Source organism: Pseudomonas sp. MIACH, from assembly GCF_001269925.1.
Taxonomy (GTDB): domain Bacteria; phylum Pseudomonadota; class Gammaproteobacteria; order Pseudomonadales; family Pseudomonadaceae; genus Aquipseudomonas.
Map to the genome: position 1 here is coordinate 127153 of NZ_LHVO01000046.1, position 18317 is coordinate 145469.

The following is an 18317-nucleotide window of genomic DNA, read 5'->3' on the forward strand; positions in this document are numbered from 1 at the left end:
TTGCGGGGCTTTTCCTTGTGTGCCTATAGGCGTCGGCTTAGAAGTAATACGGGAATTTCAGGCTGAACGTAAAGTCCGGCGCATCATCCGTCATGCCAATCGCCAGGTTCGGCACGATGGTCAGGTTATCCGATGCCGCAATGGTCATGCCCACGTTGAAATAGCCGGCGTTGGCATCGCTGGACACCACCGATTGCCAGTCGCCGCCGTTGGGCTTGAGCCTGCTCTTGCGTTGCACCAAGTCTGACACCGAGAACGACATACTCATCTTCTCGTTGAGGGCGAAGGCCACGCCGACGCCGACCTGGAAGCTGTCGCCCAGGCTGACCTTACCGCCGACCTTCTGGTTGACGTCGCTGCTGATGTCGCTGAACGATTCTTCGAAGTTATGGGTGTAGGACAGCGAGCCAAACAACACGGCTGGGTCGAAGGTCTTGACCAGGGAAATGCCCGGCGTGATCGACCAGACCCCGTTGCCGGTGGGCAGGCTTTCGGGCACGAACAGGTTGTCGTTGCCGGGGGTGTTGATCAGCTTGATACCAAACGGTTCTTTACCTGTGGGCGCCTTGACCCGCACCGATACCACCGCATCCGGCAGGGTGGGGGTTTCGTCGAGGAACTTGTAAGCCACGCCGAAGTTGACGTCGCCGATGGTTGGATCGCGGGTGACCGACTGTTCCGACGTCGCCGTGCCGTTGTTGCCGGCGCCGGCAGACTGGTAAGTCGACTCGCGGTACACCACCGGCACGTTCACGTCGAACTGCCAACGGTTATCGAGGTTGTAGCGCCCGGTCAGGTCCAGGGTCCAGTTATCGGACTTGATTCGGTCGAGGTTGATATTGCCGAGGAAAATCGAGTCCAGCGCCAGGAAGCCGTTGAGGGTCAACTGGCGGGCGTCGTAGCGGGCATAGGTGACGCCGGTTTCGAAGCTGAACTTGCCATTGCCGAAAAAGCCGCTGGCTTCGTTATAAAGGTTGCTGACACTTTGCGCCGGGGCGGAGTCGTCCTTGAGGGACTGGCCGTAGGAACTGCCGCCACCCCCTCCTGCGCCACCGGATGCTGCTGCGGCACCCGTGCCCGCGACGGCGGTGCCGTTGGCTTTTTGAAAGTCTGCCGGGGACTTGGCCAGACGTTTGGGGGCCGGGGTTGCCGGTTGGTCTTCGACCTGACGCACGCGCTGCTCCAGCACGGCCAGCGCTTTTTGCTGCACTTCGTACCGCTGCTTGAGTTCCAGGAGTTCCTGTTTGAGGGTTTCGATGTCGCTATCTGGCGCTGCATACAGAACGGATGCGGGCAAGAGCGTACTTAAACAGATCACAGCACGGAGCGATAACGATCGATGCATGAAATAAGCCGTCCTTTTCTAATGCGTAAGTGTCGACGGTCAGCGTAGTTCAATAACCGAGAGTGCGTAGGGCTTTGAGTTGATCCAGATTGCAGTTCAATGCGCCGTTGTTCAAACCGTTGTTGTTCATCACTACGTTGAGTTGGGTCATGTTGTTGACGAAGTTAGTGTTGCCAGTCAGAACCGTGCCTTGCAGCACATTCCCACCACCGATCTGCTGCAGGCTGTTGCCCTGGTTGTGGTTGGCCTGGATCGCCATCTGCAAGCCACCGTTGTTGGCCGATACGCTCACGCGGCCTGCTGCGCTGTCACCGGTCACCGTACCGCCGGCGACCAGCACTTGCCCCGATTGCACGATGTTGGAGGGCGCAAAACCGTTCTCGACGGTGATGCCCACATTGTTATAGGCGGTGTTGCCATCGCCGGCGGTACGCACGCTTTGTGTCACACCCTGGCCGCTGCCCAGGCCGGCGCCGCCGGTGACCGTGCCGGTGCCGGTGTTCGGGTTCGTACCGTTGCCGGTCGAGCCAGTGGTTTGTACGTAGAATTGCGGAGTGATGGTCGACGAATCGACCTGCATGCTGGCCTTGCCGGTGATGCTGTCACCCACGGCGTTGGTCCAGGTACTGCTCATGACAATGCCGAAGCTGATGATTCGCCCCGGCATCACGTAACGGCCGCGCAGGTCGGCCATTTCCGAATCCTTGAGTTCGATGGGTTTGAACCCTGATGAAGCATAAGCGGGCATTGAGGCTGCCAGACACAAGACCGTCAGCCAACGGGAAGTGTTCATCTGCTGCTCCTGGAGCGTCCTGCCCCTTATTGCGCCTCTTTAGAAGAAGTCGCTCTGGATGAAACCGAAATCCATCAGCTCTGCATCGCCTACGGGCCTGAACTCATTCAACTGGTTTTTGGCGGTCAGCGGTGTGGGCGGGTCGAGCAGGGCATTCGCCTTGTCATAACCTTCACCCAGCACGGCGAAGACGATGCCGTTCCAACCCTTGACGAAGTCGTCGTGTGAATAGCGTTTATGGCCGAGCACCGGGTCGCCGATATAGACCCAGTCCTTGTCCGCGCGCTGCAACACCACGAAGTGCTTGTAGCCACGAATCTCCAGCAGCACCACCACAGGGATCTTCACGGTCACCAACGTTTCTGGTCCGATCTTGTAGCCCCGGGCACGCATGCCGATGCTTTCGAGGTAGCGCTTCATGTCCAGCATGGAAAATCCCTGGGTACGTACCAGGTCCTGGTCTGCATTGACCAGCATGCCTTTGATGACGTGATCTTCGTCTACGTCCAGCCAATAGCCCTGGCGCAGAATGGTGGCGAGTGCCGCAGCACCGCAGCTGAAATCGGTTTTCTGTTCCACCAGGTTAGCGAACCGGCGCTCACGAATACTCTCGACCTTCTTGTAGATCACTGCACCGCCAGGCAGGGCGGAGATCGCCATGTTGCCTGCCCAGGTCGGGCCGGTGAGGAGCATCAGGAGGGTGAGGGTCGCGAGGCGCATGATCGTATGACCTGCTGGACACTGGAATAAAAAAGGGCCTTGTTGCCAAGGCCCCGTTGGATCAGAAGCGCACGCCGCTGGCGCAGACGCTGCAACCTTGACCGATCGACAGGCTGTTGCTGCCTTGGTTGCCCGAGCCGGATTGCAGGTTCACACCCACGTTGCCGGAGTTGCGGTTAACCGAGTTGTCGAGGCTGGAGTTGTTGGACACGTACTGGGCTTTGCTGCCATGACCATACCCGTAGCTGGTAGCGGCAGTGTTCAGGTAGCTGTTGGCGAGCGAGTTTTGCTCGGTGTTGGCGGCCGCTGCGATGTTTTTGCCATCAGCGGTGGTGATTGCCAGGTTGTTTTTACCCTGGTTGCCTTGACCGGCCTGGCCGTTGTAACCCAGGTTGCCGGAGTTCCCGTTAAGGGAGTTGTCCGCGGAAGCGTTGTTTTGGGTGCCTTTGTTGACGAAGTTGTTCAGTGCGCTGTTTTGATTGACATCGACGACAGCGAATACGGTTGCGAAGTCACCTTTGGCACTGGAGATGGCGCCAGAGTTGTCTGCCTGGTTACCGCTGCCCGACTGAACGTTAACACCGGTGTTACCGCTGTTGCCGTTGACCGAGTTATCGGCAGAGGCATTGTTTTCGGTTTTGGTGTCATCGAACTTGTTGCCAACGCTGTTTTGTACATCGGTCACGACAGAGGCAACCACACCGGTTGGTTGAGGCGCAGGGTGCCAGCCACCACCTGCTTGAGCAGCAGCAGCCATGAGTGCAGCCAGAGCGAAAACCAGTGGTTTCAGAGCCATTTGAGGTTTCATGGTGTTTCTCCTTGCTTCTAATTAGTTGGTTAAGTGTTGGTACGGTCTAACTAGTGCTACCAAGCGTTTACTTGATAGTAATGCCTAGGGTGTTAGCCACTCGGTTCCCCACCCCGGCACTCTGGTTCACCTGAATCACTCCTCGGCTGCCTGTGAAGGCCTGGTCGCTTGTAACGACAAGGCGGCTGCCAGTGGTGGGGGTGAGCCCTGAGTCGGTTGCCAGCGTCGTCGTGTTCTGTTGCAACAGGACGCTGTCATCGATGCTTTGCGGGCCAGGATTGATGCTGATCCGCACGGCGTTGATTGATTGGTTATTGGCCCCGGCCGACTGGTTGATGCCCAGTACGCCGTTGCCGTTGGTAAAAGAGGTGCCCTGGATCGCTGCCTTGGCGTTCAGGGACGGGTCGACCTTGCCGTCGAGGCGCTGGATGTTGACGTTGGTGGCCTGGCCACCGAGCGCAATGGCACGGCTGTTGGACATTTGTTGCTGGTTGCCGGCCGCCTGGTTGATCGACACGACACCTTCGTATTGTTTGCCGCTGTTGTTGATCACCGCGGTGTCGTCGGCGAATACCGGGGCGCTGGCCAACAGGGCGAGAACGAGCAGGGAGCGATTCATTATTTGCCCCCCAGCATGCTGCCGATGTTGTTCAGTGGCGCCATGCCGCGCTGGATCGAGTCGCTGATCTGGCCGCCCATGCTGCTGCCCGCACCGTGGCCGGCGGCGGTGCCAGCCCCCAGGGTGGACATGCTGTTCTGTGTGGCGTGCAGGCCGGTCAAGGTGCCGTTGGTCTGAACCGCACTGACGATGCTTGAGCCACTGCTGATGCTGCCGATATCCATATCACTGAGCTCGCCAGTCGCACCGATGATGTCCCGGCTGGGATTGGCGTTGGCGGTGGTCGGGTAGGGGTCTTTACCAAAGGCGGCGCGGCCGTACATATGAGCTTGTACGTTGCGCCCGGTGACGATCACGCCGTCATCTGCAAAGCTTGGAACACTGATGCCCACGCTGAGTACACAGCTGATCAGCAGTATGTTCTTCGAACCTTGAGTGAGTGTGATCACGGCGGCATTCCTTATTCTTCGCGCTGACCCTAAACAGCGCTGTAAGGGATAGAGCAGAAGCCGTGCCGCTTTTTATTTGTCTTTGTTATTCAACGGGTTGGAGTTATTTGTGGGCGAAGTGATGTCACTGCTGTTTCATCGCTGAGACACCCGCCGTTCAGGTAGGCACCCACCGCCGTACCACAAACGATTCACCCCGCTGTATCAGCGCTGTAACACTGCGTATGACAAATCAATGAATCCGCCCAGCACGGGCGATCCAGCGGCGTCGAGTGTTTCAAAAATGGACACTGCGGGCGCAGGCACGCCCATGACGGTGGCTAACGCTCAGCCTTTGGGGGATTTACGTGGGATGGAATTGATGACCGGGTTGCCGTCCTTGTTCTGGGTCAGGTAGACCGGCAGAACCTTGGGCAGCGAGGGGATGAGGTTGTTGACCTCGGTGATGTTGTAGATGCCGCCGATACGAATCGCTCCGGTGCTGGCGTCTGCCAGCATCACCGGTTTGCTCAGGTAGCGGTTGATCAACGGCAACGCATCGGCCAAGGCCAGGTTGTCGAGGACCAGCTTGCCCTGGCGCCAGGCCAAGGCGGAGTCATTGGCGGGGATCGTTCTGACGCTCGGCGTGGCGTCGCCCTGTTGATAGCTGGCCTGCATGCCCGGAGTGAGGGGCACGCTGCCGTGTACCGAATCGCTGGCAATTTGCACCGAGCCTTCGAGCAACATCACGCGCACGTGGTCTTCATACTTCCAGACATTGAACCGGGTGCCCGTGACGCGCACCTGACCCGCCCCGGCGTGCACGATAAACGGGTGCGCGCTGTCGTGGCTGACCTTGAAGAACGCCTCGCCCTTTTTCAGTGTGACTCGGCGCTGATCCTTGTAGTGGCTGTAGACCAACTCGGTGCCCAGGTTAAGCTCGACTTCGCTGCCGTCACCCAGGGTGACTTGGCGCAAGCCATTGGCTGCTTGGAAACGGTCATAGGAACTCGGCAGCCAGCCGGCCTCCCAGCCGGTAAAAGCGGCGAGGGGCATTGCGGCCAGGCAGATTGCTGCGGCCACCGCATAGGTGCGCAGCCGGCTGCGCGGCTTGAAGGGCACGGGCCGCGACGGGGTTTCAGGGCGGGGCAGGTGGTCGGCGACGTCCCAGACTTCCAGCATCGCTGCGTATTCAAAGGCGTGCAGCGGGTGGGAATCATGCCATTGCGCAAAAGCCTGACGTTCGTCCGCTGTGCAATCACTTGCGTGCATGCGCATGCACCAATGCGCGGCGGCGTCGGTGATGGCGTCATATTCGGTTTCTGAAACGGAATTTTCGCTCATTAACTCATCCTGATTTCGCACATTCTAACCTCCCGAGGTGGACGGCGAGAACAGGCGTCATGGCGATTGCACATCAATTGGAACTTATTCTCGTTTGTGGCTATCAGAACGCCGAGGACACGAGTCCGTCATTCCCACCAAGGAGTACGAAAATGCTGAAGAAAACCTTAGCCGCCCTGTGTGCAACCACCGCGCTGCTCAGCGCAGGCGCCGCCCTGGCCGACAAGCCCGGTGCGGGCTGGATCACCATCGAGAAAGCGATCGAAGTGGCCAAGACCAAGGCCGGGTACGTCGAGGTTTACGCCGCAGAAGCCGACGACAACGGCTATTGGGAAGTCAAAGGCCGTAAATCCGACGGCAGCGTGTATGAAGCCCGTGTCGATGGCGCTTCGGGCAATATCCTGCGTGACCAGAAAGACTGATGCACCCCGCCGGGAGCCTGCTCAGGCTCCCGCCTCCAGCGCCCGTCCGAGTTCGCTGATCAGATAGGTGACCGAATCCGCGTTGGCCAGAATCGTGTCGATACGTTTGTCGGCGTCACTCATGAAAATCTCCCTGGCGTGCGCGAGGGTCCGGGTACCGGTGGTACTCAGGACTTTATCCATCTGCATCTGGGTGCCGTAGTTCCGGCTGAAATCCTCCCATTCTTCGGAGAATTCGTCCCATGTCTTGAACAACCGGTCGGCAGGCGTACGGATGGACAGCGCCGTTGCGCGAATATTGGCAAGCTCGGTCTTCATCAGTCTTACTGTGTGGTTGCCGACGTTCACCAGGTCCTGGAAAGGCCGCATGCTGTCCAGGTAAGCCAAGTCTTCGGTCAAGGACTTGATGTGGGTAATCTCATGGATCAACACGGTGGCTCGTGCATGGGCCGAGATGTCGAATGGCGTGTTCAAGTTGTTCTGATAGATATCCATCGACGGGTCGAAAAAACGGTCCAGCAAGTAGATCTTGTGATCCGGGTCTTCGGGCACTACGAAGGCATAGTTGTTTTGCGCATCGTACCGGTGGGTACCGCTGATAAAACGTTTTGAGTTGCGGCCGACCAAGCTCTGGTCGGTCAATCCATCAAGGACCTCATCGATGCGTCGTTCAACCCGTCGCGCTTGATCAGCAGTCATTGTGACGACGCCGAACAACTCGCCGAAAAACCGCCCGAGACGACTGTTGGGATCGCGCTGTGCGGCATAGTGCAGGAGGTTGCGTTTGCAGTTGACTGCATAATAGGTCGCGACGTTGAGCGCCTCATCAATGCACTGGGCCTTCCAGCTGGACAATGCGGCAATTTCCTCCATGCCCACCGCTTCGATGTTGATGGCGTCGCGTTCGGTTTTCAGGGTCGTGCGCTTGTCTAAATAGCGACTCAAAATTTTGCCGTAGCGCGGGTGATGCAGGTAGAGGTCCAGCGTCCACGCGCCCTCGGCGTCGTGCTGCACATACGGCCCCTTCAACTCGCCTGCACTCAGGCGCCAGCGGTCACCGGCTCTTTTCACTGAATACACTTTGCCCGCCAACGGCACGAAATGATGGGTATTGGTTTCATCCGCGTAGGGGTGAGTCGGCGTCCTGCGTTTCAGTTCATTCAAGGAAAAATCGTGGGTTTCAAACGGCTGCAGTTGGGTGCGCCAGGGAGCCGTCATATCCAGCTGCGCCAGCGTAAGGGCGGCGGGTTGCGCGGGCTGGTCTTCCTTGACCTGGCTTTGCGTTGCCGGGGCTTGCGGCAAGACGTTGTCCAACTCCTTGCGCAACGCTGCCAATTGCGCCACGCCACAGGCAAAAGCTCTGAGTGCGTGCTGCCAGCGGTGTTGCTGCAGGTCCTCGGCGGAGATTTTGAATTGCTGGTAGCTGCGCCAGACCATCAGCGGGTAGGCCAGCTTGCCGGCCATGAACTGCAAGCCCTTGGGGATACCCTCGCTGAGCACACTGGTGACCGCGTCCCACTGTGCCTCAGCCGCGTTGGAAAATTGCGAATCGAGCATCTGCATCAGCATCTCGACATTGTCCTGAAACAGCTGGAGCGACAGGTTGCCCTCGATGGGACGGGCGCCGAGACGGATTTCCGAAAGCCCACGGTTCCAGCGCTCGCGCAGCAAGTTGCGGTAGGTGGCTTGATGGGGTGCCTCCAATCGGCCGACGACCCAGTCTTGCAGTGCGCCTGGGGTCGTGAACTCTTGAATCAACGCCGCTTCATCGGTGTATTCCTTCAGTTGGTGTCTGGGGCTATAAGGCGCGTACAGGATCAGCGGGCCGACGCTGCCGGCCTTGGCTCCGATCAGGTAGCAGCCCAGGGCTTTGACCAACGCCGCGCCTGTCGTGGCCATCAATTCAAGCGGGCGAATGACCGCAGTGACCCCTTCAACGGCGTTACGCGCCACGGCATCGGGCATGTCGAAGACTTGCCGGATGAGGCCCCAGGCCGACGCGGACAGCCGCTCATCGAGGGTTTGTTCGTGGGCGTGTTGCAGCACTTGCCAGGGCAGTTGCCGACAGAACAATTGGCGACGCTGGCGGGAATCGTCAGTGTTGCCTTTGAGGAGCGTGGTCAGGCGTTGCCGGTAGAGGTTTTTCAGCCCCACTTGTCGAACCAATTGCACCACCGCAGTGCCATCCAGTTCCGGCGGCAGCGCGGTGGCGGTGCGTGAGCGCGGCCGCAGGGTGTCGGCGCTCAGCTCCGGCAGGTGCCGCAGCGCGAAGTCCGTCAAGGTCTGAATGTTGCCCTCAAGGTCGATACGGCCGGGTATCAACACGTTGTCCGGGTTGAGCAACTGCCCTGGGAAACGCGCATCGAGCAGGGTCGAGAGGGTCGTCCTGAGCAGGTCGCGAAGGGGCGTGATGCCGTGCAGGTAGTCGCGTTCGTCCGGGGCACTGATGCGGTACTGCTCAAGCAATTCGGCCTGCAGGATTTGCTCATGGGGTGGCGCCATGCCCAGCCATACCGGGAGTGCCTGCTGGGTGACCATAAGCTGGGCGATGGCAATGGCCCGCGGCAGGTTGGTCGCAGGTGCCCGTCGTATCAGGCTGTCCATGCAGTCCTGAAAGCGCGTTGCGTGCAGCCTCATCGAGAACACGTGGTCGATTTCGTCGCGGATGAACTCGCTGTAGGTCTGTTGTCGATTGTGCAGCAGGTCGTCGTCAATGCGTTGCAATGGGCCCAACTGACACGCCTGATGGGGCACACGCTTGGAGGCCGGCAGATTTTCCATCAAGGGCAGGCGCTTGAGGGGGTCGTGCAAGCGCTGGCCCAACGCCTCGCACAACACCTTGATCGACACAAACGCCTCAAAACCACTGCGCGGCGTCCACAGCAAGGCCATGCCTGAATGTGACGGGTCCGTACCGCCACGCTCGGTCAGGACAAAACAATTGGCCAGGGCGAGGGGGGCGGCAGATGCGCCGACGTTGAGGCTCAGGCCGAAGGCATCCGGGATGAACCCGTTCAGGCCGTGGCGGGTCAGGCGGGTCAGGCCGCCGGTCTGCAGCACACTGTCCAGCAGGGCGAAGCTCTCGGGGGCGAGGCTTTTGTGCAACCTGCGCAAGTGCGCTTCGCCGCTCAACCCTTGGAGCATGCCCAGGCTGATGTGCGCGCGGTTATTCTCCAGGAGCAGGTTGGGCAGCGTGCGCAGATCATTCTGGGTAAATGTGCTCAGGACACTGGTGATGACCGCATTGAAGGTATCGACCGTCAGGTTGTTCAACTTATACCTCGCCCCGGCGCTGGGCGGGCCGTAGAACCCAGTCCGGATGGACCCCTTGAGTGCCTCGGCTTGCCCGGCCAGGCGGGCAATGAAGTGCTCGACCATGCTCGTCGACGTTTGCGGCAGGCGCTCCTCACGCTCCAGGGCGGCAGTGGGATAGGTATTGATGTAAGCCGCGTCGGCGCGCAGGTCCAGGCGTTTACGGCCCAGCTCTGCCTCCAGCGCATTGGCGACCAGGTCGCGAAACGTCAGATGTTGATTGCGTTCCACGGCCATGGCGGCTTCCACGGCCTGCAGTCGTTGCAGGTACAGCCTGGCCTTTTCGGCCAGGACTGTGGAAGGACGGCCATTGCCGCTGGTAACCGGATGGACGCTCCAGCGCCCGTCGGTTTCCTGCTCCAGCAGGCGACTGTCCAGCATGGTGCGTACGTCCAGGGCGCTGTCGAGCAGGGCGGCCAGGTCGACGCCGCCGGCGCTGCGCCGGTAAAGCCCCAGCGCGTACTCCAGGTTGTCGAGTTGCTTGGTGATAATGTCTTCGAGCATCTCCTGGAAGACATCGCCGGCCAAGGGTTTGCCGGTCACTTGTACGTGCTCCATGCCGACGAAGACACTGCGTTCCTCCACGGACAGGAAGTTGAGCAGTTCATCTTCGTGTCCGACGGCCTTGAGCATGGACAGCAGGGCATCGTTGAGGTCGTTGAGGTCGGCGAGCACTTGCACGCCGCGTGTCTGGGTGTAGAGATAAGCCTTGGAATTGCTGATCATCAGGGTGCTGGCCAGATCGACATAATGTTGAAAGGGCGCATGCACTCGCACTTTCTCGATACTCAGGTGTTTGTCGAAGGCGCTGCGCGCGGCCTGGTCCACAAGGAATAGGGCGCGCAGTGTGCGGCTTTCATCGGTGGATAGGATCCAGGCCTGGTGCTTGAAGAGCAGGTCGGCGCGGAACTTGTCGCTCATGACCCGCGCAAAGAACTGCAGGCGCGACTGGCTGCCGTCGAAGTCCTCGTTCCAGTAGGTTTGCAGCAGGCTGCTCAATAATCTTGAAAGAATGCCGCTGGTTTGTTCGACGACGCTGTCCCAACGCTGCTGGTCCTGGGCCAGTTGTTCTGGCGTGAAGGCGCGGGTGTCATGAGCGCTATTGAAGAATGTATGGGTCTGGCCCACCGGCCAAGCCTGCTGCAGGTAAAACCGCAACAAGGCCTCGCGCAGAGGTTCGCTGGCGACCCAATTGCCGTCGGCAACCGTGAACGAGTTCACCCGCGTGTCACCTTGTCTAAGGCCTCGGAAGTAGGTATGGGCCATGATCCCGAGCAAGGTGTCGAGCATCGCCGGGAGGCTGGGGAGCTTGCGCAGTTCGGCCAGCATCGCCGCCACATTTTTTTGCTGGCCAGCCAGTATGGCCTGCTCCTGGTCCTCCATCACCGCCCCCAGGATCACGGCGCTGGTCACCGAGAGGTGCGCACTTGCCGGCAGTGCGTCACGCTCGCCAATGGCCAGAAATTGCAGCAAAACCTTGCGCTGGTCGGGCTGGTTCAGGCGCGCTTCGACTTCATTGATCAAGGCGGCGTGGCTGTCGAACAGTTCGAGGCCGCCATAAGGCGTGTAGAGCACAGCCCTTGCTTCGTCCGGCGTCGGGCTCATCATGAACGCCCCGGCCAGCGGGATCGCCGGCTCGCCACTGGGGTTGGCCAGCAACCGCTCCACGCACATGGGATAACCGTGCACCGCAGAGTCCTGGCGTGCCGCGTCGGTAGCGTAGTACAGCGAGTGCAGCCAATTGAGATCCTTGAGTGTGAATCCCAGCGTACGCTCCCGCGAGGTCAGGACCTTGCGCCTGTCCGGGAGCATGAGTTCATCGAAAAAGTACGGCGGGGTGACGTTCGCCATGGGGCATTCTCCAGCGTTGCGGCGGCTATGAGGCCTCAATCTAGATGCGCGTACGCTGGGTTTGGCAGTACATAGCTGGGACGGATGTGCGGCGCCCGTTGACAGCAGGCACGGCAGGCGTTGTTTAATCATCGGCCTGGATTGTTGTTGTCTCTTCCAATTATAAAATCGGAGCTACAGATGTCTGCCCAGTCCCCGATAGTTGACAACGCGACAACGCTCATCGGTTTCAACGAACTGGTAGAGTTGCTGCACGCGGTGTTTGTGAAGCACGGCACGTCGCCGCAAGTGGCGGCGATCCTGGCGCGCAATTGCGCCAGTGCCGAGCGCGATGGCGCCCATAGCCATGGCATTTTCCGCATCCCCGGTTATCTCAGCACGCTGGCCAGTGGCTGGGTCAATGGCAAGGCCACGCCGACGGTCACCGACGTGGCCTCCGGCTTCGTGCGGGTGGACGCCGGTAACGGTTTTGCCCAGCCAGCCCTTGAAGCGGCGCGCGCGCTGCTGGTGCAAAAGGCCCGCAGCGCGGGGATTGCGCTGCTGGCGATTCATAACTCCCATCACTTTGCCGCCCTCTGGCCGGATGTCGAGCCCTTCGCCGAGGAGGGGCTGGTGGCTCTGAGCGTGGTCAACAGCATGACGTGCGTGGTGCCCCATGGCGCCGACCGGCCGCTGTTCGGCACCAACCCCATCGCCTTCGCTGCACCGCGTGCGGACGGCCTGCCGATTGTCTTCGACTTGGCCACCAGCGCGATTGCCCACGGCGATGTGCAGATTGCCGCGCGCAAAGGCGAACGTTTGCCGCCGGGCATGGGGGTGGACAGCCTCGGCCAGCCCACCACCGACCCCAAGGCCGTACTGGAAGGCGGTGCGCTGTTGCCGTTTGGCGGCCACAAGGGGTCGGCGTTGTCGATGATGGTCGAGTTGCTGGCGGCGGCCTTGACCGGCGGTAATTTCTCCTTCGAATTCAACTGGGCCGATCACCCAGGCGCACGCACGCCCTGGACCGGGCAGCTGCTGATTGTGATCGACCCGAGCAAAACCGCCGGGCAAAGCTTTGCCGAGCGCAGCCAGGAACTGGTGCGGCAGATGCATGCGGCAGGGTTGCGGCGTTTGCCGGGAGACAGACGTCATCGCGCACGGGCGAAGTCGTTGGAGGAGGGGGTTCTGGTCGATCTGGATGCGCTGAACCAGCTGCGGGACTGGGCTATCTGACCTCGTCGGTAGATAATCACCGCACAAGCCGGTAGCAGCCGCCAAGCCTTGGCGAGGCAGCTGCTACGGGATTACGGGGTTACGGGACTGAAGGTTTCAGTTCCGGCGACCCAGCAGCAGGCCCACTACCAGGCCGAAGCCTGCAGAAATGGCCACGGTCTGCCATGGATGGCCACCGATATAGGTTTCGGTAGCGTCCACTACTGGCTTGCTGCGCTCGCGCACGCTGGAGACCGAATCCAGTGCCTGCTTGAGTTTGATCGCAACCTGCTCGCGCAGGGTTTCGCCTTCTTCGCCCACCAGGGAAGCGCTGCTTTTGAGCAGTTTTTCCGACTCTTCGATCAGCGCCGTCAGTTCACTGAATGCTTGATCCTTGATTTGCTCTTCGACGGCTTGGGCGGCAGTTTTGCGGGCCATGGGTGTGACTCCTTGCGAGTGAATGGGACAGTGAACAATGGAGTGTCAGGCGCTGGCAAAAGTTGCAGTTTTTTTGCCGGGCAGGCACTGGTGAGTAAAATCCGAATCCGGAAAAATCGGCCTACAGTGTAAGATGTCGCCTATTTGTACAGCAGGAATTTCAACATGAGCTTCAATCTCGCCAACAAGACCCTCGCCGAACGCGCCGAGCTGGAAGATGAAAAGTCCCGCCTCTACGACCTGTGGCAAACCAACCTGGGCAAGGCCAAGGGTGAAGCCGCGCGGTTGTTCGGTGAGCGCGCCAAGCGCAAGGGCAAGTGGTCCGAATGGGTGCGCGCCGAACTCGACGGCATGTCGCCACCGGAGTTTTCCAACATGGTGCGCAGTGAAGTCAACAAACTGATGGCGGCGGCGAAGTAAAGCTGGCGGCAATCGCCTCGCGTACTTTAAGCAACATCGGATCAAGCTGGGCCTGGGTGCGCCAGCCCAGCTCCACCGGGTAGCGCGGCAGTGCCAGCGGGCAGGGCAGTACCCGCAGGCCGGTCATCGCGGCAATGGCCTGCGCCGCATGCCCTGGAATGGTTGCCACCGCCTGGCTGTCCTTGAGCAGAAAAGGCAGCGCGGCAAAGTGGCTGGTCGAGGCGCACACCTGGCGGCTCAGTCCGTGCGCCGCCAACCCCTCGTCGGTGATGCCGATAAACCCCCCTGACGACACCAACACATGCTCGCGGGTGACAAATTCATCCAGGCTGATGCTGTCCTGATCCTGCGCCAGGCTGCGTGGGTCCACGAGGCAGCGATAATCCCCTTCTCCCAATACATGGCGACTCAAGCGACTTTGCGCAAAGCCGCCGGCGGTGATCGCCAGGTCCAGGCTGCGGTCGAGCAGGGCAGCAGCAACGATCTGGCTGTGGGTCTGGCGGAAGATCACCCGCAGTTTTGGCAGGCGCTGGGCGATGGCGTCCATCAGGCGGCGGCCATAGGCAATCTCGAAGTCATCGGACAGGCCCACCACCACCGACCGGCCTTGATAGTTCGAGTTGTCCGGGTTGACCATCGCCAGGCTCTGCCGGCAACGCGCCAGCGCCTCGCTGATCACCGGTTTCAATTGGTTGGCTCGCAGCGTGGGCGCCAGGCCACGGCCAGTGCGCACGAACAGTTGGTCGCCATAGACGTCACGCAAACGGCGCAAACCTGCACTGATGGCCGACTGCGTGACGCCCAGGCGCAACGCTGCGCGGCTGGCGCTGGACTCATCGTGCAGGGCTTCGAAGGTTTTCAGCAGGTTCAGGTCGACCTGGGCGATATTCATTTGGCTCATATCATTCAGCACTGAGGTGGGCTTTATTCATGATCGAGCCTGGCAGGAGAATGGGCAACCCCCCTTATTCGGAGTGATCGTGATGCCAGTTTCCACTGTGGCAGCCCTGCAAATCGGTTCCCTGCCTGGCGGCAAGGCCGACACCCTGGCGCAAATCCTCGGCTATGAACCCGAGATCCTGCGCAGCGGCGCGCACTTGGTGGTGATGCCCGAAGCGCTGCTCGGTGGCTATCCCAAAGGTGAAGGTTTTGGTACCCAATTGGGCTATCGCCTGCCCGAAGGCCGCGAAGCCTTTGCCCGGTATTTCGCCAACGCCATCGATGTGCCGGGCGCCGAGACCGAGGCGCTGGCCGGCCTGTCGGCACGTACCGGCGCCAGCCTGGTACTGGGCGTGATCGAGCGCAGTGGCAGCACCCTGTATTGCACCGTGCTGTATTTCGAACCGTCGGGCGGCCTGGTGGCCAAGCACCGCAAGCTGATGCCCACCGGCACCGAGCGGCTGATCTGGGGCAAGGGTGACGGCTCGACCTTGCCGGTGATCGACTCAGCGGTAGGGCGTATCGGCGGTGCGGTGTGCTGGGAAAACATGATGCCGCTGCTGCGCACCGCGATGTACGCCAAAGGCGTAGAGGTGTGGTGCGCGCCGACGGTGGATGAACGCGAGATGTGGCAGGTGAGCATGCGCCATGTGGCGCATGAAGGACGCTGCTTTGTGGTCAGCGCATGCCAGGTGCAGGCCTCGCCCGAGGCGCTGGGCATCGAGGTTGCCAACTGGCCTTCGGAACGCCCGTTGATCGCCGGCGGCAGCGTGATCGTCGGCCCGATGGGTGACATCCTGGCCGGGCCGCTGCTGGGGGAGGCCGGGCTGCTGACGGCGCAGATCGACACCGATGACCTGGTACGTGCACGGTATGACTATGACGTGGTGGGGCATTACGCCCGCCCGGATGTGTTCGAGCTGGTGGTGGATGAGCGCGCCAAGCCAGGTGTGCGCTATATCACCGACTGAAACCCGGTCGAACGGTTTCGGTCGACCGCATTCCTGTGGCGAGCGGGCTTGTCCCGCGTTGGGCTGCGCAGCAGCCCCGAAACCAGGCGCAGAGGAGTGCCTGATACACCATATTTGTCTTCAGCAGGGGTGCTTCGCACCCCAACGCGGGACAAGCCCGCTCGCCACAGAGGTCCCAGTTTGCTGCGCGCCAGCGCTACGTCGAAGAGGTAGTGGGACCTCCCACCTTTGGCCCTCAGCGTTTGAGGGCTTGGTTTTCCAGCCATTCCTCGCGGGTCATTTCCCAGATATCCCGCGGGAAAGTGCCTTCTACAAACTCACCTTCATCCGTCCTGATCAAACGCATGCCCGTACGCTCGGAAATACGCCGCGAGCCCAGGTTTGGCGCCGCCTTGGGCACCCTCAGCACGGGGCGCTTGAGCACGCCGAACCAGTAGTCGGTCACCGCCGCGCTGGCTTCGGACATCAAACCTTGTCCTTGCCAGTGCGGCCCTAGCCAGAACCCCCGGTTGTTGTCCTGCTCGTCCATCAAGCTGACGTTACCAATCAACTGTTCAGGCGCGCTTTTCAGGCGCAGCGACCAGTGCCACTCCGCGCCACGGGCCATGGCGGGCAGGGCGTTCTGCTCCAGATAGGTACGCGCGCCATCGGCCGGGTAGGGCCACGGCACCAGGGCGTTGAGGTAACGCACCACGTCCCAATGCGCGAATTGCTGCTGGATCCCTTCGGCATCGTCCAGCGTCAGCGGGCACAGGATCAGGCGTTCGGTGAAGAGTGTCGGTTGCATGGGGTCATTACCAAGTCGCGGTATTGGGCAAATCCAGCGTGCCACGGTCCACAAAGCGCATCGTGCCGAACAGGCCGCCCGCCAATTTGCCCCGCAGCACGTAGGGCAGGTTGTTGAGGCTCTGGGTCTGGCTCAGGCCCAAGGTCTGGCGCAGCACGGAAAACGCCGAAACGCTCACCGGCACCATCAGCACGCTCTCGGAAAAACGCGGGATGCTGCCGCGCTGGTCACTCACCCCCGATGCCAGCGGCCGGCCATTGACCTCCAGGTCGAGGGCCACGCCGTTGTAGTCGATCGCCGTTTCATTGGGGTTCTGCACCCGCAGTTTCACGGCGAAGCGCACTTCCAGGTCCTGGCTTTGCAGCGGCTCGATGCCCACCACGTTGATATTCACCGGGTCGCGGTTGGGGAACAGCGCGCAAGCGCTCAAGGTCAGCAGCAACAGCGATAGAACCATGAGCTTGCGCATGCAACGGGTGCTCCTATTTCGTGACGTCCGGGTCCTGCATCACTTTGAGGGTAGAGGACTCCGGATCAAATTCATCTTCTTCCAGTTCTATGAACTCTTCCGGCAGGAAAATGTTCAGCAGGATTGCACAGAACGCACCCACGGTGATCGGCGATTCGAAGATGTTGTGCAGCGCCTTGGGCAGCTCGCGCAACACTTCCGGTACGGCGGCCACGCCCAGGCCCATGCCGAGGGAGATCGCCACGATCAGCACATTACGGCGATGCAGCCCGGCTTCGGCGAGGATCTTGATGCCGGCCACGGCGACGGTGCCGAACATGATCAGGGTCGCGCCGCCCAGCACCGGCTTGGGCATCAGTTGCAGCACCGCGCCGATCATCGGGAACAGCCCCAGCAGCACCAGCAGGCCGGCGATGAAGTACGCCACGTAGCGGCTGGCCACGCCGGTCAACTGGATCACGCCGTTGTTCTGGGCGAACGTCACCATCGGCAGACTGTTGAACGTCGCGGCCATTGCCGAGTTGAGGCCGTCGGCCAGCAGGCCCGACTTGATGCGCTTGATGTACAGCGGGCCCTTGACCGGCTGTTGGGAAATCATCGAGTTGGCGGTCAGATCGCCCGCCGCTTCCAGTGGGGAAATCAGGAAGATCACCGCCACCGGGATAAACGCCACCCAGTCGAACGAAAAACCGTACTTGAACGGCACCGGCACGCTGATCAGCGGTACCTGGGGCAAGGCCGCCATATCGACGCGGCCCAGGCACCAGGCCACTACAAAGCCCAATGTCAGGCCGATCACGATCGAGCCCAGGCGCAGGAATGGGTTATTGAAGCGGTTCAGCACCACGATCGTCAGCAGCACCAACGCTGCCAGCCCCATGTTGCTCGCCGCACCCAGGTCGCTGGCGCCAAAGCCACCGGCCATGTCGGTGACGGCGACTTTGATCAGCGACAGGCCCATCAGGGTAATGATGGTGCCGGTCACGACCGGGGTGATCAGCTTGCGCAGCTTGCCGATGAACTGGCTGAACACCACTTCGATAAACGCGGCGAAAAAACAGATGCCGAAGATCGTAGAGAGGATTTCATCAGTGCCGCCGCCCCGGGCCTTGACCATGAAACCCGCGCTGAGAATCACGCTGATAAACGAGAAACTGGTGCCTTGCAGGCACAGCAGCCCCGAACCGATGGGGCCGAACGTGCGCGCCTGGACGAAGGTGCCGAGCCCCGACACAAACAGCGCCATGCTCACCAGGTAAGGCACTTCGCTTTCCAGGCCGAGCACGCCACCGACGATCAGGGTGGGGGTGATGATGCCGACAAAACTGGCCAGCACATGCTGCAATGCGGCAAATATCGCCGCGCTGAAGTGCGGGCGGTCTTCCAGGCCATAGATCAGGTCGGACTTATAGCGGGGGCGGGGGGGGTGAGCGTCAGACAAAATGAGGGCTCGGGTC

Annotated in this window: 17 protein-coding genes; 4 read left to right on the forward strand and 13 right to left on the reverse strand. The window is 60.8% G+C overall.

Going from position 1 to position 18317, the window contains the following annotated elements; genetic code table 11:
- Nucleotides 1-37: 37 nt before the first annotated feature.
- The 7 genes from AD670_RS17695 to AD670_RS17725 all read right to left on the reverse strand — a co-directional run bounded on the left by AD670_RS17695 (nt 38) and on the right by AD670_RS17725 (nt 6057).
- Nucleotides 38-1345 carry a hypothetical protein gene (locus tag AD670_RS17695; RefSeq protein ID WP_053135057.1) on the reverse strand — a complete coding sequence of 436 codons (1308 nt, stop codon included), beginning with the start codon at nt 1343-1345 and terminating at the stop codon, nt 38-40.
- Nucleotides 1346-1394: 49 nt separating this feature from the next.
- Complete coding sequence (locus tag AD670_RS17700) at nt 1395-2138, reverse strand: hypothetical protein (protein WP_053135060.1); 744 nt, start codon at nt 2136-2138, stop codon at nt 1395-1397.
- A gap of 39 nt (nt 2139-2177) precedes the next feature.
- Nucleotides 2178-2858 carry a C39 family peptidase gene (locus tag AD670_RS17705; RefSeq protein ID WP_053135063.1) on the reverse strand — a complete coding sequence of 227 codons (681 nt, stop codon included), beginning with the start codon at nt 2856-2858 and terminating at the stop codon, nt 2178-2180.
- 61 nt (nt 2859-2919) lie between these two features.
- The gene (locus AD670_RS17710) at nt 2920-3666 is read right to left on the reverse strand and encodes a hypothetical protein (RefSeq protein ID WP_053135066.1); all 747 of its coding nucleotides are present in this window, start codon (nt 3664-3666) and stop codon (nt 2920-2922) included.
- Nucleotides 3667-3733: 67 nt separating this feature from the next.
- On the reverse strand, nt 3734-4285 hold the full coding sequence (locus AD670_RS17715; RefSeq protein WP_053135070.1) for a hypothetical protein: 552 nt from the start codon (nt 4283-4285) through the stop codon (nt 3734-3736).
- The gene (locus AD670_RS17720; RefSeq protein WP_053135073.1) at nt 4285-4734 is read right to left on the reverse strand and encodes a hypothetical protein; all 450 of its coding nucleotides are present in this window, start codon (nt 4732-4734) and stop codon (nt 4285-4287) included. The genes AD670_RS17715 and AD670_RS17720 overlap by 1 nt, the downstream gene beginning before the upstream one ends.
- 327 nt (nt 4735-5061) lie before the next feature.
- Nucleotides 5062-6057, reverse strand: a complete 996-nt coding sequence (locus AD670_RS17725; protein WP_053135075.1) for a FecR family protein — start codon at nt 6055-6057, stop codon at nt 5062-5064.
- A gap of 152 nt (nt 6058-6209) precedes the next feature.
- On the opposite strand from AD670_RS17725, the gene AD670_RS17730 reads away from it, so the two are divergent.
- Nucleotides 6210-6479, forward strand: a complete 270-nt coding sequence (locus AD670_RS17730) for a PepSY domain-containing protein (RefSeq protein WP_053135078.1) — start codon at nt 6210-6212, stop codon at nt 6477-6479.
- Nucleotides 6480-6500: 21 nt separating this feature from the next.
- Here AD670_RS17730 and AD670_RS17735 read toward each other — a convergent pair whose 3' ends face one another.
- Nucleotides 6501-11642 carry a dermonecrotic toxin domain-containing protein gene (locus tag AD670_RS17735; RefSeq protein ID WP_053135081.1) on the reverse strand — a complete coding sequence of 1714 codons (5142 nt, stop codon included), beginning with the start codon at nt 11640-11642 and terminating at the stop codon, nt 6501-6503.
- Nucleotides 11643-11822: 180 nt separating this feature from the next.
- Here AD670_RS17735 and AD670_RS17740 point away from each other — a divergent pair, with 180 nt between their 5' ends.
- Nucleotides 11823-12857 (forward strand): Ldh family oxidoreductase, encoded by a 1035-nt coding sequence (locus AD670_RS17740; RefSeq protein ID WP_053135084.1) that lies wholly within the window; start codon nt 11823-11825, stop codon nt 12855-12857.
- A gap of 96 nt (nt 12858-12953) precedes the next feature.
- Here AD670_RS17740 and AD670_RS17745 read toward each other — a convergent pair whose 3' ends face one another.
- Nucleotides 12954-13274 (reverse strand): YqjD family protein, encoded by a 321-nt coding sequence (locus AD670_RS17745; RefSeq protein WP_053135087.1) that lies wholly within the window; start codon nt 13272-13274, stop codon nt 12954-12956.
- Nucleotides 13275-13439: 165 nt separating this feature from the next.
- Here AD670_RS17745 and AD670_RS17750 point away from each other — a divergent pair, with 165 nt between their 5' ends.
- A complete protein-coding gene (locus AD670_RS17750; RefSeq protein ID WP_053135090.1) occupies nt 13440-13694 on the forward strand; it encodes a hypothetical protein in 255 nt (84 codons plus the stop codon).
- On the opposite strand, the gene AD670_RS17755 is transcribed toward AD670_RS17750, so the two are convergent.
- A complete protein-coding gene (locus tag AD670_RS17755; protein ID WP_053135093.1) occupies nt 13666-14586 on the reverse strand; it encodes a LysR family transcriptional regulator in 921 nt (306 codons plus the stop codon). The two genes, AD670_RS17750 and AD670_RS17755, sit on opposite strands and share 29 nt — an antisense overlap.
- Before the next feature lie 91 nt (nt 14587-14677).
- Here AD670_RS17755 and AD670_RS17760 point away from each other — a divergent pair, with 91 nt between their 5' ends.
- Entirely contained in the window at nt 14678-15604 is a 927-nt protein-coding gene (locus AD670_RS17760; protein ID WP_053135096.1) for a carbon-nitrogen hydrolase family protein, read from the forward strand.
- A 235-nt stretch (nt 15605-15839) separates the two neighbouring features.
- Here the strand turns inward: AD670_RS17760 and AD670_RS17765 are convergent, their stop codons facing one another.
- Genes AD670_RS17765 through AD670_RS17775 form a run of 3 tightly spaced genes read right to left on the reverse strand, consistent with a single transcriptional unit; the run spans nt 15840 to nt 18301 of the window.
- Nucleotides 15840-16391, reverse strand: coding sequence for a GNAT family N-acetyltransferase (locus AD670_RS17765; protein WP_053135099.1), 552 nt, complete (start codon nt 16389-16391; stop codon nt 15840-15842).
- Between the two features lie 7 nt (nt 16392-16398).
- Complete coding sequence (locus AD670_RS17770) at nt 16399-16860, reverse strand: LEA type 2 family protein (RefSeq protein WP_053135101.1); 462 nt, start codon at nt 16858-16860, stop codon at nt 16399-16401.
- Nucleotides 16861-16873: 13 nt separating this feature from the next.
- The gene (locus AD670_RS17775) at nt 16874-18301 is read right to left on the reverse strand and encodes a nucleobase:cation symporter-2 family protein (RefSeq protein ID WP_053135105.1); all 1428 of its coding nucleotides are present in this window, start codon (nt 18299-18301) and stop codon (nt 16874-16876) included.
- Nucleotides 18302-18317: the final 16 nt, after the last annotated feature.

Coding starts and splice junctions, on each gene's coding strand:
- AD670_RS17745 (WP_053135087.1), bottom strand. CDS start 13,274: ATGGCCCGCAAAACTGCCGCCCAAGCCGTCGAAGAGCAAATCAAGGAT.
- AD670_RS17755 (WP_053135093.1), bottom strand. CDS start 14,586: ATGAATATCGCCCAGGTCGACCTGAACCTGCTGAAAACCTTCGAAGCC.
- AD670_RS17705 (WP_053135063.1), bottom strand. CDS start 2,858: ATGCGCCTCGCGACCCTCACCCTCCTGATGCTCCTCACCGGCCCGACC.
- AD670_RS17730 (WP_053135078.1), top strand. CDS start 6,210: ATGCTGAAGAAAACCTTAGCCGCCCTGTGTGCAACCACCGCGCTGCTC.
- AD670_RS17760 (WP_053135096.1), top strand. CDS start 14,678: ATGCCAGTTTCCACTGTGGCAGCCCTGCAAATCGGTTCCCTGCCTGGC.
- AD670_RS17725 (WP_053135075.1), bottom strand. CDS start 6,057: ATGAGCGAAAATTCCGTTTCAGAAACCGAATATGACGCCATCACCGAC.
- AD670_RS17735 (WP_053135081.1), bottom strand. CDS start 11,642: ATGGCGAACGTCACCCCGCCGTACTTTTTCGATGAACTCATGCTCCCG.
- AD670_RS17700 (WP_053135060.1), bottom strand. CDS start 2,138: ATGAACACTTCCCGTTGGCTGACGGTCTTGTGTCTGGCAGCCTCAATG.
- AD670_RS17740 (WP_053135084.1), top strand. CDS start 11,823: ATGTCTGCCCAGTCCCCGATAGTTGACAACGCGACAACGCTCATCGGT.
- AD670_RS17765 (WP_053135099.1), bottom strand. CDS start 16,391: ATGCAACCGACACTCTTCACCGAACGCCTGATCCTGTGCCCGCTGACG.
- AD670_RS17770 (WP_053135101.1), bottom strand. CDS start 16,860: ATGCGCAAGCTCATGGTTCTATCGCTGTTGCTGCTGACCTTGAGCGCT.
- AD670_RS17750 (WP_053135090.1), top strand. CDS start 13,440: ATGAGCTTCAATCTCGCCAACAAGACCCTCGCCGAACGCGCCGAGCTG.
- AD670_RS17695 (WP_053135057.1), bottom strand. CDS start 1,345: ATGCATCGATCGTTATCGCTCCGTGCTGTGATCTGTTTAAGTACGCTC.
- AD670_RS17710 (WP_053135066.1), bottom strand. CDS start 3,666: ATGAAACCTCAAATGGCTCTGAAACCACTGGTTTTCGCTCTGGCTGCA.
- AD670_RS17715 (WP_053135070.1), bottom strand. CDS start 4,285: ATGAATCGCTCCCTGCTCGTTCTCGCCCTGTTGGCCAGCGCCCCGGTA.